We start from the raw sequence: 12669 nt of genomic DNA on the forward strand, positions 1-12669 counted from the left end.
CTTAGACAAGCCACATCCCACTCGGAGGTTCTCCCTCGTTCAACCAGGCTCGCCGCTACCAACGTCCTGGCCGGGTACAGCTAGGCCAGTTCGGGCTGCCACTCCGCGGAAAGGAGTGCCCAGATCTGGGTGTCGTCGAACGCGTCGCCCATCGGCCAGGATTGGCGGAGGGTTCCTTCGAGCGTCATCCCGAGGCGCTGCGCGACGGCACCGGAACGGGCGTTCGTCGCCCGGCAGCGCCACTCGATGCGGTGCAGTCCGCGAATCTCGAACGCCCAGCGCACGAGGGCCCGGCAGGCTTCGCTGACGAGGCCCCGCCCTTCCGCGCCGGGCTCGAGCCAGCAGCCGAGTTCGGCGACACCGCGAGGGGCGTCGAAGCCAACAAACATGACGCCGCCCACGAGGGTTCCCCCGGACCAGATGCCGTAGATCCGGGCGCCGTCGGCGGCCGTTGCGGTCGCGTAGCGAGTCAGGGTCGCGGTCGCGGCCTCGACCCCTGCCGTGACGAACGTGGGCCCAACCCACGGGCGGATGTGCTCGCGCGCACGGTCCAGATGATCCGCGAATTCCGCGCCTTGCCACGGTTCGAGCGGCCGAAGCTCGGCTCCGGACGGCAGCTGATGCGCGAACACTACGAACCGCTCCCATCGAAGGTCTCGGTCATGGGCTGGAAGGCGGACATGCTCACCCCGGGCCGTTCGTCGTCCCACGCAATCGCGCTGATGCGCCAGCCAGAGGAAGTGCGCACGAGCTGCAGGGTCTTCATTCCCCGCCCCTCGCTGGCCTCCGCCCCCAGGAACCACGACTTCTCGTAACGGCACCAGACCTGGGCGATGTCGCCGAAGATGTCCATCCTTCCGGACCTCGCCCACTCGCGGAAGTCGCGCAGCTCGCCACCGGCCAGGAGCTCGATTCGCGGCCGAATGAAGTCCTCGACGCCGAGCACTTGGGGTTCATCGCCACACGTGCGCACGACCACGGCGCCCGGCAGCAGGACCTCGCGCAGTACCGCCGCGCCCTCGGCGGCCTCAGGTCCCGAGACGAACGCGGAGAAGAACCGCCGAACGGCCCCGTAGACCGCCGCGCGATCGCCTTCTGCGTTGTTGGGCATGGGCGCCTCAATCCTCACGTGTTCCGCCATCGGGACAACCGTCACACTATCCCGTCCGCCCGGCGCTAGGCCGCCCCGGCCGCCCGCGCCGCGTCGGAGATCCCCGCGGCGGCCGCGCGGAGCTCGGGAACGAGCCGCTCCACCTCGGCGTCGCGGTCCTCCGAGCCGTCGAGCCGGGCGGAGAGCGCGAGATTGATCGCCGCAACCGTGCGGCCGTCGGCGCCGAGCACGGGCACGGCCACCGAGCGGAGGCCTACTTCGAGCTCCTGGTCGACGACGGCGAAGCCCCGCTCCCGCACGCGCGCGAGCTCCGCCTCAATCGCCTCGCGCGAGGTGAGCGTCCGTGGCGTGAGGGGCTCGAGGCTCGCGGCCGCGAAGTACCCGTCGAGCTCGGCAGGGAGCAGGGCCGCGAGCAGGACCCGGCCCATCGACGTCGCGTGCGCGGGGAACCGCGTCCCCGGCGAAATGCCCACGGAGATGATGCGACGCGTGTGGATGCGCGTGAGGTACACGATGTCCGTCCCGTCGAGGATGGCCATCGACGTCGACTCCCCCTCGCGGCGCGAGAGCTCCTCGAGGAACGGCTGGGCCAGCTCGGGGAGCCGTTGGCCCGAGAGGTAGGCGTACCCGAGCTGCAGCACGAGGGGCGTGAGCGTGAAGCGACGGCCGTCGGTGCGCATGTACCCGAGCTCGACGAGCGTCAGCAGGAAGCGCCGCGCGGTGGCGCGTGTGAGTTCCGTGCGGGCCGCGACCTCGGAGAGGGTCATCTCCTGGTGGTCGGCGTCGAACGCGCGGATCACGGCGAGCCCGCGGGCGAGGGACTGCACGAACTGGTCGCCGGGTTGCGAAACCGCCTCGCTCATCGCGTTCTCCTCTCTCGACAACCGTCCTCTAGGCCGTATGGCCGTCCATCAGAGGCATAACCGTCGTCTGTGCGGGACGGTCGTGCCTCCTGGAGACGGTCATGCGGCTCAGGGGACGGTCATGCGGCGCACGGCCCCCCTTGCCACAGTAGCCGTCAGCCCGCGAGCAGCGGGATGTCCATCAAACCCTCGAGCTCCCCGAAGGTGACGCCGAACGTCTCCCGCACCCGCACGCCGTCGCCCGTGATGAGGAAGACGGCCTTGTCCGTGTAAACGCGCGTGACGCAGCCGACGCCCGTGAGCGGATACGTGCACGAGGGCACGAGCTTGGACTTCCCGTCCTTCGTGAGCAGGGTCATCATGACGTAGACGTCCTTCGCGCCGGTCGCGAGGTCCATCGCGCCGCCCACGGCCGGGATCGCGTCCGGCGCGCCGGTGTGCCAGTTCGCGAGGTCGCCCGCCGCGGAGACCTGGAACGCGCCGAGCACGCACACGTCGAGGTGGCCGCCGCGCATGATCGCGAACGAGTCCGCGTGGTGGAAATAGCTCGCGCCCGGCAGCTCCGTCACCGGGATCTTGCCAGCGTTGATGAGGTCCTGATCGATCTCGTCTCCCACGGCGACCGGCCCCATGCCGAGCATTCCGTTCTCCGTGTGGAGAGTGATGTCCTGCTCGGCGGTGAGGTAGTTGGAAACGAGGGTCGGCTGGCCGATGCCGAGGTTCACGAACGAACCCGGCGCGATGTCCCGCGCCACGAGCCGCGCGAGGTCGTCGCGGCCCAGGGGGGCTTCACTCTTCTGGGGGACGGACGACGTCGAAATGCCGGTCATGCTTTCAGCCCACCTTCACGATCGTGTTGACGTAGATGCCCGGCGTCACGACGTTCTCGGGGTCGAGGCCGCCGATCGGCACGATCTCCGAGACCTGCACGACGGTCCGCTTCGCCGCGGCGGCCATGATCGGCCCGAAGTTGCGCGCCGTCTTGCGGTACACGAGGTTTCCCTTGCCGTCCGCCTTGAGGGCCTTGATGAGCGCGACGTCCGCGTGGATCGGCGTCTCGAAGACCTGCCACTTGCCGTCGAGGAGGCGCGTCTCCTTGCCCTCGGCGAGCATGGTGCCGTAGCCGGTCGGGGTGAAGAAGCCGCCGATGCCCGCCCCGGCCGCGCGGATGCGCTCGGCGAGATTGCCCTGCGGGACGAGCTCGAGCTCGATCTCCCCCGCGCGATACTTCGCATCGAAGTGCCACGAGTCGCTCTGCCGCGGGAACGAGCAGATCATCTTGCGCACGCGGCCCTCCTTGATGAGGAGCGCGAGGCCCTCGTCGGCCTGGCCCGCGTTGTTGTTGACCACCGTGAGCCCCCGCGCACCGCCCTCGAGCAGCGCGTCGATGAGCTCGAACGGCTGCCCCGCGTTGCCGAAGCCGCCGATCATCACGGTCGAGCCGTCCTCGATGCCCGCGACCGCCTCGGCAACGGTGTCCTTGAATTCCAGCATCTCTACCTGTTCCCTCTCTGCGCCGCTCGACGCTACTTCGCGGCGGTCACGTTCTCGAGCACCACAGCGAGCCCCTGGCCCACGCCGATGCAGATCGCGGCGACGCCCCAGCGCTCGCCACTGCGCTGCAGGCTGCGAGCGAGCGTGCCGAGGATCCGGCCGCCCGATGCGCCGAGCGGGTGCCCCATCGCGATCGCGCCGCCGTGCCGGTTGACGATCTCGGGGTCGATCTTCCATGCGTCCACGCACGCGAGCGACTGCGCGGCGAACGCCTCGTTGAGTTCGACGGCGCCCACCTGGTCCCAGCCGATCCCCGCCTTGGCGAGGGCCCGGTTCGCGGCCTCGACCGGTGCGAAGCCGAAGAACTGCGGCTCGTTGGCGGCCGCAGCGCGGCCCGCGATGCGGGCGATCGGCTCGAGGCCGAGAGTCCCGGCGGCGGCCTCCGAACCGAGCAGCACGGCGGAGGCCCCGTCGGAGAGCGGCGAGGCGTTGCCGGCCGTCACGGTGCCGCCCGAGGTCGTGCCCGAGCGGTCGCCGTTGTCGGCGCGGAAGACGGTCTTGAGGCCCGCGAGCTTCTCGGCGCTCGAGCCGGGGCGGATGCCCTCGTCGCGCGCGAGCTCCGTGCCGGGGACGGCGACCACGAGCCCGTCGTAGAAGCCCTCGTTCCAGGCCTTGTCCGAAAGGTTGTGCGAACGCGCCGCGAACTCGTCCTGCCGCTCGCGTCCGATCGAGTGGCGCTCGCGCAGCTGCTCGGTCGCCTCCCCGAGCGAGACGGTCCACTGCGAGGGCATCTTCGGGTTGACGAGCCGCCAGCCGAGCGTCGTCGAGGCGAGCTGCAGATCGCCGGCCGGGTACGGCTTCTCCGTCTTCGGCAGGACCCACGGCGCGCGGCTCATCGACTCGACGCCGCCCACGAGGACGACGTCGGCGTCGCCCACCGCGATCTGGCGCGACGCGATCATCGCCGCGTCGAGCGACGAGCCGCAGAGCCGGTTCACGGTCGTGCCGGGGATCGAGGTCGGGAGGCCCGCGAGCAGCGTGGCCATGCGAGCGACGTTGCGGTTCTCCTCGCCCGCGCCGTTCGCGTTGCCGAAAATCACCTCGTCCACCGCGCTGTGCTTGCCATTCGCGCCCTCGAGTGCTTCAGGCGTGAGCCCCGGGGCACGGTCCACGATGCTGCGGACCATGTGCGCCGCGAGGTCGTCCGGGCGGACCCCGGCGAGCCCGCCGCCGAACTTGCCGAACGGCGTGCGGATCGCGTCGTAGATGAATGCTTCGGTCATGGCTGTTCCTTCTCAACGTCAGAATCGATGGCGCTCTCGTCCGCGGCGGGGCTTCCGGCCTGGTTGTTCTGGGCGGTGTCAGCGCTAGCGTCAATCGCGGCCAGAGTCTTCTGCGCCACCTTGAACGCCGTGTTGGCGGACGGCACCCCGCAGTAGATCGCGCTCTGCAGGATCACTTCCTTGATCTCGTCCCGCGTGAGCCCGTTGCGGAGCGCGGCGCGCACGTGCATCGCGAACTCGTCCCAGTGGCCGTGCGCGATCATCGCCGTGAGCACGGCGACGGAGCGCATTTGGCGCGTGAGGCCCGGACGCGTCCAGATGCCGCCCCACGCGATGCGCGTGATCATGTTCTGGAACTCGGCCGTGAACTCGTCGGTATTCGCGTTGGCCCGGTCCACGTGCGCGCCGCCGAGGACTTCGCGCCGCACCGCCATGCCGCCGTCGTACACGTCGCGCTCGGTGGCGTCGGGCTGGACGGCGCCCGCCCGCGCGTCGTCCGCCCAATTCGCCCCGGCGAGCTGCGCGCTCACTGGGCTGCCTCCGCCGCGTTGTCTCCAACGTCGCCGCCGGCCGCGGCGCGCGAGGACGCCCGCGCGAAATGCTCGCGCAGCAGGCTCGCGACGGCCGCCGGATTCTCGGTCGGCGCGATGTGGGCGACGCCCGGGACCTCGACGGCCCGGCCGTTCCGGGCCCGCTCGGCCATCCACTGCGCCTCCGAGAACGGGCACACGGTGTCGAACTCGCCCGCGATCGCGAGGAACGGGGCGGCGATCTCGGTGAAGCGCTCCCGGACGTCGTAGGCGGCGATCGCGCGGCACACGGCGGCGTAGCCGAAGCGGTCGGCGTCGCGGAGGGCGTGCAGGAGCCGCGAGGACTCGGCCGCGTGCTCGCCGAGGAAGCCGGGCGCGAACCAGATCTCGGCGGAGGCCTGGAGGCGGATCGCGGTGCCCTGCTGGGCCACGAGCTCGGCCCGCTCGGCGTAGGCCTCGGCGCCGTTGAAGCGCGGTGACGAGCAGATCATCGCGAGGCTCAGGAGCCGTTCGGGGTGGCGGAGGGCGAGTTCGGCGCCCGTGGCGCCGCCCACGGAATCTCCCGCGTAGTGGAACGGGGTTCCAGGAACGATCGAGTCCACAAGAGCGGCAACCGCGTCCGCGAGCTCGCCGAGGCTGAACGCCGCGTCCGGCTCGGCGGCCGGCGAGACACCGTGGCCCGGGAGGTCCCAGCCGAGGACGTCGTAGTCCTCGCCGAGGAGCCGCGCGGCCGCGTCCCACATCACGGTCGACGTGCCCAGCGACGGGCCCAGCACCACGAGTTCCCTCTCCCCCAGCTGCTCGCGCGGCGAAAGCCTCACCGCGCGGATCTGTGGCATGCTCACGTGCTCGTCCTTCCTCTTGTGTCTCATGTCTGCTTGCGCCGTCACGTCCGCGGAGTTCGAACCCAGCGGACGTGTCGGCGCAACGATTCCGGTCACGTGGGCCTGCGGCGCTGGGCCGCGGTGGCCTCGTACTCCGCCAGGATGCGGTCCACGATCCCAGCCGCGTCGCCTTGATACCCGGCGGGGTCCAGGAGCTCGTCGAGCCGCGCGTCGTCGACGGCGCCCGAACGCACGACGGCGCGCAGCTCCTTGCGCAGCACGCGCGCCTGCTCGGCGGGGCCGGCACCGGAGGCGGCCAGGGCGGCGTCGACTGCTCGTTGGACGCCCGCGCGGCCCCCCTCAGCGACGTCGGAAAGCTCGAGCATGATCCGCTCGCTCACGAGGAGCGGTCCGCTGAGCTCGAGATTCGCGCGCATCCGCTCGGGGAAGACCCGCAGCCCGCTCGCGAGCTCGCGCAGCGCGGAGGCGGCACCGGACGCGAGCCGAAGGAGCTCGCGCAGCGCGGGCCATTCGCTGTGCCACGCGCCGCCCGTGCGCTCGTCCTCGCTCAGCGCGGCGGCGAGCTCGAGCTGCATCGCGTCGGCCGGGGCGCGGAGCGCGGCCGAGCGGATGAGCGTGGACAGCGCGGGATTCTGCTTCTGCGGCATGGCCGAGGAGACGCCGCGACCCTCCGCGATCGGCTCGCCGAGTTCGCCGATCTCAGGGCGGGAGAGCAGCAGGACGTCGTTCGCGACGTGGCCCGCCGCCGAGCACACGGCCGCGAGCGCGTGGCCGAGCTCCGTGACGGGGCCACGGAACGACTGCCACGGCGCGACGGCCGCATCAAGGCCAGCGCGGTGGGCCCAGTCCGCCGCGAGTGCGTGCGGCTCGCCGCCGAGCGCCACGAGCGAGGCGTTCGTCCCCGCGGCGCCGCCGCACTGGACCGGGAAGCTCAGGGCCGCAACCCGGCGCTCGGCGTGAGCCACGCCCTGGAGCCAGTTCGCCGCCTTGAGCCCGAAGCTCGAGGGGAGCGAGTGCTGTGCGAGCGTGCGGGCCACCTGCGGGCTGGTCCGGTGCATCGCCGCGAGCCCCGCGAGCGCGTCCGCGGCGACCGCGAGGTCCGCGTGGATGCGGACGCTCGCGCGCTTCGCCAGGAGCATGAGCGCGGAGTCGAGGACGTCCTGGCTCGTGAGGCCCTTGTGGACGGCCGCCCGGCCCGCCTCGGGAGTCGCGTCCCGGAGGGCCTTCACGAGGGGGATGACGGGGTTCCCGCCGCCTTGCGAGGCTTCTGCGAGACGCCCGGCCGCGAACGCGGCCCTCGTGCCGGACTCAACCACGGACGACGGCGCGCTGCTCGCCGTGGGTGCGGCGCCGTCGTCGTCCGTTGCCCGCCCGCTGACGGCCGCGCGGACCACGGCCCGAACTGCCGCGCCCGCGCCCGCCTCGGCGAGCCCGGCGGACTCGAGGGTCTCGGCCCATGTGGCCTCGAGCTCGAGCATCGCGGCGACGAGCGCGGCGTCGCCGGTCTCCCCCGCAGTGTCGGGGCCAGCCCAGACCGGCGAAAGCAGGCCTCGATCCGCAGGATCAAAGCCAGCCGGGTCGCTGGACGAGGCGCGGGCCGCGGGATCCGTCATGGGGACTCAGCCCTCGGCGTGGAAGTCGAGGAACACGGTCTCGTCCTCGCCCTGAAGCCGGACGTCCCAGTGCAGCGAACCGTCGGCGAGGCGTTCGGCGATGAGCGTCTGCGCGCGCGCGGGCTCGAGCGAGCTCAGGAGCGCGTCGTTCGCGAGCGCCTCGGTGTCCTCCGGGAGGTAGACGCGCGTGAACAGGCGGTTCATGAGGCCGCGCGCGAAGACCGCGACCGCGAAGAACGGCGCCTTGCCCGGCCCAGTGGCTCCCGGGTTGACGGTCGAGAAGACGTACTTGCCGGAGTTCCCCACGGGCGTGCGGCCCCAGCCGGTGAACGTGTAGCCGTCGCGGATCAGAGAGCCGGTCTCGTGGGGGACGTTGCCGTTCGCGTCCGCCTGCCAGATCTCGAGGATCGCGTCCGGGATCGGGTTGCCCTTGCCGTCGTAGACCGTTCCGTGGAGCGTGACGCTGTCCGGGCTGCCCGGCGGGACGAGCTCGCCGCCCTTCTCGAACGGCAACGCATAGCCGAAGAAGGGGCCAACGGTCTGGCCGGGGGTCGCTGTCAGCTTCTCGATCTGCTCAGTGCTCATCGTCGCCCTGCTCTCCATACGCTTCGTTCTCGGTCCACGTCCGCTTCGAGCCGGTGAGCACGATGTCCCACTCGTAACCCAGCGCCCATTCGGGCGACGTGAAGTCGTGGTTGTAGCGGGCCACGAGACGATCGCGCGCGTCCTGGTCGACGATCGACTGGTAGATCGGGTCGAGCGGGAACAGCTGGTCGCCCGGGAAGTACATCTGCGTGACGATGCGCTGCGTGAACTCCGGGCCGAAGAGGCTGAAGTGGATGTGCGCGGGGCGCCACGCGTTGAGGTGGTTCTTCCACGGGTAGGCGCCGGGCTTGATAGTCAGGAACTCATAGGAGCCGTCGGGGCCCGTGATGCAGCGGCCCACGCCCGTGAAGTTGGGGTCGATCGGGGCCGGGTGCTGGTCGCGCTTGTGGATGTACCGGCCCGCGGCGTTCGCCTGCCAGATCTCCACGAGTTGGCCCGCCACGGGACGCCCGTCGCCGTCGAGGACCTTGCCGCGCAGGATCATGCGCTCGCCCTGCGGCTCGCCGTTGTGCTGAATCGTGAGGTTCGATTCGAGCGCGTGCACGTCCTGGTGGCCGAACGCCGGGCTGTAGAGCTCGATCGTCTCGGGGTCAGCGTGGTGCAGGGTCTTCGTGGGGTGCCGCAGGATCGAGCTGCGGTACGGCGGGTAGTCGACGCGCGGCTGCGTCTCCGCGGGCCGACCCGCGGCGCGGGCCGCCTTGTAGCCCTCTTCGATGTCGCGTATCTCCTGGCTGACAATCGCCTGATTGTCAGCCGCGGCGTCCGACGACTTGACGGGCTCGCCCATGGTTCCTCCTCTAGCTTCCTTGCCGAGTGCCCCGCGAGCGGCGCTGTCTCCTTTTCGAGGGTACAGTCCTGTTCGCATTCTGCACAAGTGTTCGCTCTGCGAACGGATGTGAAGAACGGGCGGTCCCTGCCAGCGTAGGTTCCGGGGTGCGGCGCAGCTAGATTTCTTCCGTTGAACGGAAATCTTGCATGGACCGCGTGGGGCGCCTGCGAACCTGTCCATTTCTTCGGCGCAGGGATCGCGGCTTCGCGTGGCGCGCCGCGGTTCTGACTGGTTGGGAAGGAACAACCGGACGGGAACACGCGGCGCCTCGCCCTGAGGGGGTCTGAGAGGGCCTTCCTCGCCACCCGCGAAGGGGCGTAGGCATGGAGGGTAGGCCTTTTCAACGATGGAGGTATCCCTCATGCGTTACCGCACACTCGGAAGTTCGGACCTCGAGGTCTCGGAGATCTCCCTCGGCTCGTGGCTCACGTACTCGGGCGGCGTCGAGGCCGATCAGACGCGGGCCTGCACGGAGGCGGCCTTCGACGCGGGCATCAACTTCTTCGACACGGCGAACGTCTACGGCCGCGGCGCCGCCGAGACCGCGTGGGGCGAGATCCTCTCGAAGCACCCGCGCGATTCGTACATCCTGGCCACGAAGGTCTTCGGCCAGATGTCGGACACCGACTCGGGGCTCTCGGGCGAACAGATCGCGAAGCAGATCGACGCCTCGCTCACGCGCCTCCAGACGGACTACGTCGATCTCTACCAGGCGCACCGCTTCGACGCGACCGTGCCGATCGAAGAGACGGTCGAGGCGTTCCAGAAGGTCGTCGAGCAGGGCAAGGCCCGCTACCTCGGCTTCAGCGAGTGGACGCCCGAGCAGATCCAGGCGGCGATCGACATCGCGGGCCCAGACCTCTTCGTCTCGTCGCAGCCGCAGTACTCCATGCTATGGCAGGCGCCCGAGGCGGAGGTGTTCCCGTTGTGCGAGGCGAACGGCATCTCCCACATCGTGTGGTCGCCGCTCGCGCAGGGCGTCCTGAGCGGCAAGTACAAGCCCGGCCAGCCCATCCCGGCCGACAGCCGCTTCGCGAGCGAGACCATGAACGTCTCGAAGGACCGGCTCATCACCGAACCGATCCTCGAGGCCGTCCAGCGGCTCGTGCCGATCGCCGAGGGTGCGGGCATCAGCCTGCCGACTCTCGCGCTCGCGTGGGTGCTGCGCCGGAGCGAGCTCGCGTCCGCGATCACGGGCGCCTCGCGGCCCGAGCAGGTCCACGCCAACGCCGCAGCCTCGGGCGTCACGCTCACCGACGACGTCCTCGCGGCCATCGACGAGGCGCTCGGCGACGTCGCGGTCAAGGGCCCGGAGTTGGCCCCCAACGCCCAGACGGGCGTGAAGCACCGCTAACCCGGCACAGCACACCCAACCCACAACACAACGAGAGGACGACGGCGGCGCGCGGGCGCCGTCGTCGTCCTCTCGTTGCGTGCGCGACAGGCCGCGCAGTGGCGCGGACCACACGAGGGGCTTGAAGCGTGACGGGAGCGCGCCCTACCATGGTTGAGCGATATTAGAACTCGACGTTCTATTATCGAACAAGCTCTCCGATGGCCCCAGCCGTCCACAACGAAGTGAGGAAAGCCCGTGCATTTCCACCACCACGGATACGTCTCCGGCGACCCGCGAGTTCAGCCGGCCGCCGGCGTCGGCATCGACCGGCCGGACGAGCTTCCCGACGAGGTCGACGTGCTCATTGTCGGGACGGGGCCCGCGGGCATGATCACCGCCGCCCAGCTGTCCCAGTTCCCCGACGTCACGACCCGCATCGTGGAGCGCCGCCCCGGACGGCTCGAGATCGGCCAGGCGGACGGCATCCAGGCGCGCAGCGTCGAGACCTTCCAGGCGTTCGGCTTCGCCGAACGGATCATCGCCGAGGCGTACCGGATCACCGAGATGGCCTTCTGGAAGCCGGACCCCCAGGACCCCTCGCGCATTGTCCGCGCAGCCCGCGCGGTCGACGACGAACTGGGCATCAGCGAATTCCCGCACCTGATCGTCAACCAGGCCCGCGTCCTGGACTACTTCGCCGAGGTCATGGCGAACTCCCCCACGCGCATGAAGCCGGACTTCGGCTACGAGTTCCGCGGGCTCGAAGTTGCCGATCACGGCGACTACCCCGTGACCGTGACGCTTGTGCACACTACCGGGGCCCTCGAGGGCCAGGGGCGCACCGTCCGAGCGAAGTACGTGGTCGGGGCCGACGGAGCGCGGAGCAAGGTGCGGCAGTCGATCGGCTGCACGCTCGCCGGGGACCAGGCCAACCACGCGTGGGGCGTCATGGACGTGCTCGCGGAGACCGACTTCCCGGACATCCGAGAGAAGTGCGCGATCCAGGCCGAGAGCGGCAGCATCCTGCTCATCCCCCGCGAGGGCGGGCACCTGTTCCGCATGTACGTGGACCTCGGCGAGGTCGCGTCGGAGAGCCGCGGCACCGCGCGCAGCACGACGATCGAGCAGATCATCGCGAAGGCGAACGAGATCATGCACCCCTACACGGTCGAGGTCCGCAACATCGCGTGGCACAGCGTCTACGAGGTGGGCCACCGCCTGACCGACCGGTTCGACGACGTCCTCCCCGAGCAGCTGGGCACGCGCACGCCGCGCGTCTTCATCACGGGGGACGCGTGCCACACGCACTCGGCGAAGGCCGGGCAGGGCATGAACGTCTCGATGCAGGACGGCTTCAACCTCGGCTGGAAGATCGGGCACGTGCTCGAGGGGCGCGCGCCGGAGACGCTCCTCTCGACCTACTCCGCCGAGCGCCAGGTGGTCGCGAAGAACCTCATCGACTTCGACAAGGAATGGTCCTCGCTCATGGCGAAGAAGCCCGAGGAGTTCGAGGATCCCTCGGAGCTCGAGGACTTCTACGTGCGCACCGCAGAGTTCCCCGCGGGGTTCATGACGCAGTACGCCCCGTCGATGCTCATCGCGGAGCCCGTGCATCAGGACCTCGCGACCGGCTTCCCGGTCGGGAAGCGCTTCAAGTCGGCCCCCGTCACTCGCGTGTGCGACACGAACCCGCTCGAGCTCGGGCATCAGGCGACCGCGGACGGCCGCTGGCGCATCTACGTGTTCGCCGACGCCCCCGAGGCGGGTGCGCCGTCGCGCGTCGCGGACTTCGCGGAGTGGATTGCGAACGCTCCCGACTCGCCGCTCGCCGCGACGCCCGAGGCCCTCGACCGCGACGCGTGGTTCGACGTCAAGGTGATCTACCAGCAGGACTACAGGAACATCGACCTCGGCGCGGTTCCGTCGGCGTTCAAGCCTCAGGTCGGGCCCTTCAGGCTCACGTACCTCGAGAAGGTGTACGGGGCGGTTCCGTCGGAGGACATCTTCGACGCCCGCGAGCTCTCGCGGGACGGGGTGGTCGTGGTGGTCCGGCCGGATCAGTACGTGGCGAACGTCCTGCCGCTCACCGCGACGGCGGAGCTCGGCGCGTTCTTCGCCCGGATCCTGGGGGCACGGAAGCCGGAGACGGTCTGACCAAC

Annotated in this window: 13 protein-coding genes; 2 read left to right on the forward strand and 11 right to left on the reverse strand. The window is 70.4% G+C overall.

Annotation, left to right across the window (positions count from 1 at the left end; all coding sequences use genetic code 11):
• Positions 1 to 80: 80 nt before the first annotated feature.
• The 11 genes from ACOKR1_RS19730 to pcaH form a co-directional block, all read right to left on the reverse strand.
• The gene (locus ACOKR1_RS19730) at positions 81 to 632 is read right to left on the reverse strand and encodes a GNAT family N-acetyltransferase (protein WP_422934580.1); all 552 of its coding nucleotides are present in this window, start codon (positions 630 to 632) and stop codon (positions 81 to 83) included.
• On the reverse strand, positions 632 to 1111 hold the full coding sequence (locus tag ACOKR1_RS19735) for a DUF4440 domain-containing protein (protein ID WP_422934581.1): 480 nt from the start codon (positions 1109 to 1111) through the stop codon (positions 632 to 634). The genes ACOKR1_RS19730 and ACOKR1_RS19735 overlap by 1 nt, the downstream gene beginning before the upstream one ends.
• Positions 1112 to 1176: 65 nt before the next feature.
• Positions 1177 to 1974 (reverse strand): IclR family transcriptional regulator domain-containing protein, encoded by a 798-nt coding sequence (locus ACOKR1_RS19740; protein ID WP_422934582.1) that lies wholly within the window; start codon positions 1972 to 1974, stop codon positions 1177 to 1179.
• A gap of 155 nt (positions 1975 to 2129) precedes the next feature.
• Entirely contained in the window at positions 2130 to 2804 is a 675-nt protein-coding gene (locus tag ACOKR1_RS19745; protein ID WP_422934583.1) for a 3-oxoacid CoA-transferase subunit B, read from the reverse strand.
• Positions 2805 to 2808: 4 nt separating this feature from the next.
• Entirely contained in the window at positions 2809 to 3468 is a 660-nt protein-coding gene (locus ACOKR1_RS19750; RefSeq protein WP_422934584.1) for a 3-oxoacid CoA-transferase subunit A, read from the reverse strand.
• A gap of 32 nt (positions 3469 to 3500) precedes the next feature.
• Positions 3501 to 4751 carry a thiolase family protein gene (locus ACOKR1_RS19755; RefSeq protein ID WP_422934585.1) on the reverse strand — a complete coding sequence of 417 codons (1251 nt, stop codon included), beginning with the start codon at positions 4749 to 4751 and terminating at the stop codon, positions 3501 to 3503.
• Complete coding sequence (gene pcaC, locus ACOKR1_RS19760) at positions 4748 to 5281, reverse strand: 4-carboxymuconolactone decarboxylase (RefSeq protein ID WP_422934586.1); 534 nt, start codon at positions 5279 to 5281, stop codon at positions 4748 to 4750. The genes ACOKR1_RS19755 and pcaC overlap by 4 nt, the downstream gene beginning before the upstream one ends.
• The gene (locus tag ACOKR1_RS19765) at positions 5278 to 6120 is read right to left on the reverse strand and encodes an alpha/beta fold hydrolase (RefSeq protein WP_422936695.1); all 843 of its coding nucleotides are present in this window, start codon (positions 6118 to 6120) and stop codon (positions 5278 to 5280) included. Before ACOKR1_RS19765 ends, pcaC begins: the two co-directional genes overlap by 4 nt.
• A gap of 98 nt (positions 6121 to 6218) precedes the next feature.
• Positions 6219 to 7739: a lyase family protein gene (locus ACOKR1_RS19770; RefSeq protein WP_422934587.1), complete on the reverse strand. Its 1521-nt coding sequence runs from the start codon at positions 7737 to 7739 to the stop codon at positions 6219 to 6221.
• Between the two features lie 6 nt (positions 7740 to 7745).
• On the reverse strand, positions 7746 to 8324 hold the full coding sequence (pcaG, locus tag ACOKR1_RS19775; RefSeq protein ID WP_422934588.1) for a protocatechuate 3,4-dioxygenase subunit alpha: 579 nt from the start codon (positions 8322 to 8324) through the stop codon (positions 7746 to 7748).
• Entirely contained in the window at positions 8314 to 9132 is an 819-nt protein-coding gene (gene pcaH, locus ACOKR1_RS19780; protein WP_422934589.1) for a protocatechuate 3,4-dioxygenase subunit beta, read from the reverse strand. The genes pcaG and pcaH overlap by 11 nt, the downstream gene beginning before the upstream one ends.
• A 403-nt stretch (positions 9133 to 9535) precedes the next feature.
• Here pcaH and ACOKR1_RS19785 point away from each other — a divergent pair, with 403 nt between their 5' ends.
• On the forward strand, positions 9536 to 10528 hold the full coding sequence (locus ACOKR1_RS19785; protein ID WP_422934590.1) for an aldo/keto reductase family protein: 993 nt from the start codon (positions 9536 to 9538) through the stop codon (positions 10526 to 10528).
• Between the two features lie 237 nt (positions 10529 to 10765).
• On the forward strand, positions 10766 to 12664 hold the full coding sequence (locus ACOKR1_RS19790) for an FAD-binding monooxygenase (protein WP_422934591.1): 1899 nt from the start codon (positions 10766 to 10768) through the stop codon (positions 12662 to 12664).
• Positions 12665 to 12669: the final 5 nt, after the last annotated feature.

This window comes from Sinomonas sp. P47F7, assembly GCF_049332655.1.
GTDB lineage: Bacteria > Actinomycetota > Actinomycetes > Actinomycetales > Micrococcaceae > Sinomonas.

What these genes read in the sequence shown, in the direction of transcription:
- ACOKR1_RS19735 (WP_422934581.1), bottom strand. Translation starts at nt 1,111, where the DNA reads ATGCCCAACAACGCAGAAGGCGATCGCGCGGCGGTCTACGGGGCCGTT.
- ACOKR1_RS19740 (WP_422934582.1), bottom strand. Translation starts at nt 1,974, where the DNA reads ATGAGCGAGGCGGTTTCGCAACCCGGCGACCAGTTCGTGCAGTCCCTC.
- ACOKR1_RS19745 (WP_422934583.1), bottom strand. Translation starts at nt 2,804, where the DNA reads ATGACCGGCATTTCGACGTCGTCCGTCCCCCAGAAGAGTGAAGCCCCC.
- ACOKR1_RS19750 (WP_422934584.1), bottom strand. Translation starts at nt 3,468, where the DNA reads ATGCTGGAATTCAAGGACACCGTTGCCGAGGCGGTCGCGGGCATCGAG.
- ACOKR1_RS19755 (WP_422934585.1), bottom strand. Translation starts at nt 4,751, where the DNA reads ATGACCGAAGCATTCATCTACGACGCGATCCGCACGCCGTTCGGCAAG.
- ACOKR1_RS19765 (WP_422936695.1), bottom strand. Translation starts at nt 6,120, where the DNA reads ATGCCACAGATCCGCGCGGTGAGGCTTTCGCCGCGCGAGCAGCTGGGG.
- ACOKR1_RS19770 (WP_422934587.1), bottom strand. Translation starts at nt 7,739, where the DNA reads ATGACGGATCCCGCGGCCCGCGCCTCGTCCAGCGACCCGGCTGGCTTT.
- pcaG (WP_422934588.1), bottom strand. Translation starts at nt 8,324, where the DNA reads ATGAGCACTGAGCAGATCGAGAAGCTGACAGCGACCCCCGGCCAGACC.
- pcaH (WP_422934589.1), bottom strand. Translation starts at nt 9,132, where the DNA reads ATGGGCGAGCCCGTCAAGTCGTCGGACGCCGCGGCTGACAATCAGGCG.
- ACOKR1_RS19785 (WP_422934590.1), top strand. Translation starts at nt 9,536, where the DNA reads ATGCGTTACCGCACACTCGGAAGTTCGGACCTCGAGGTCTCGGAGATC.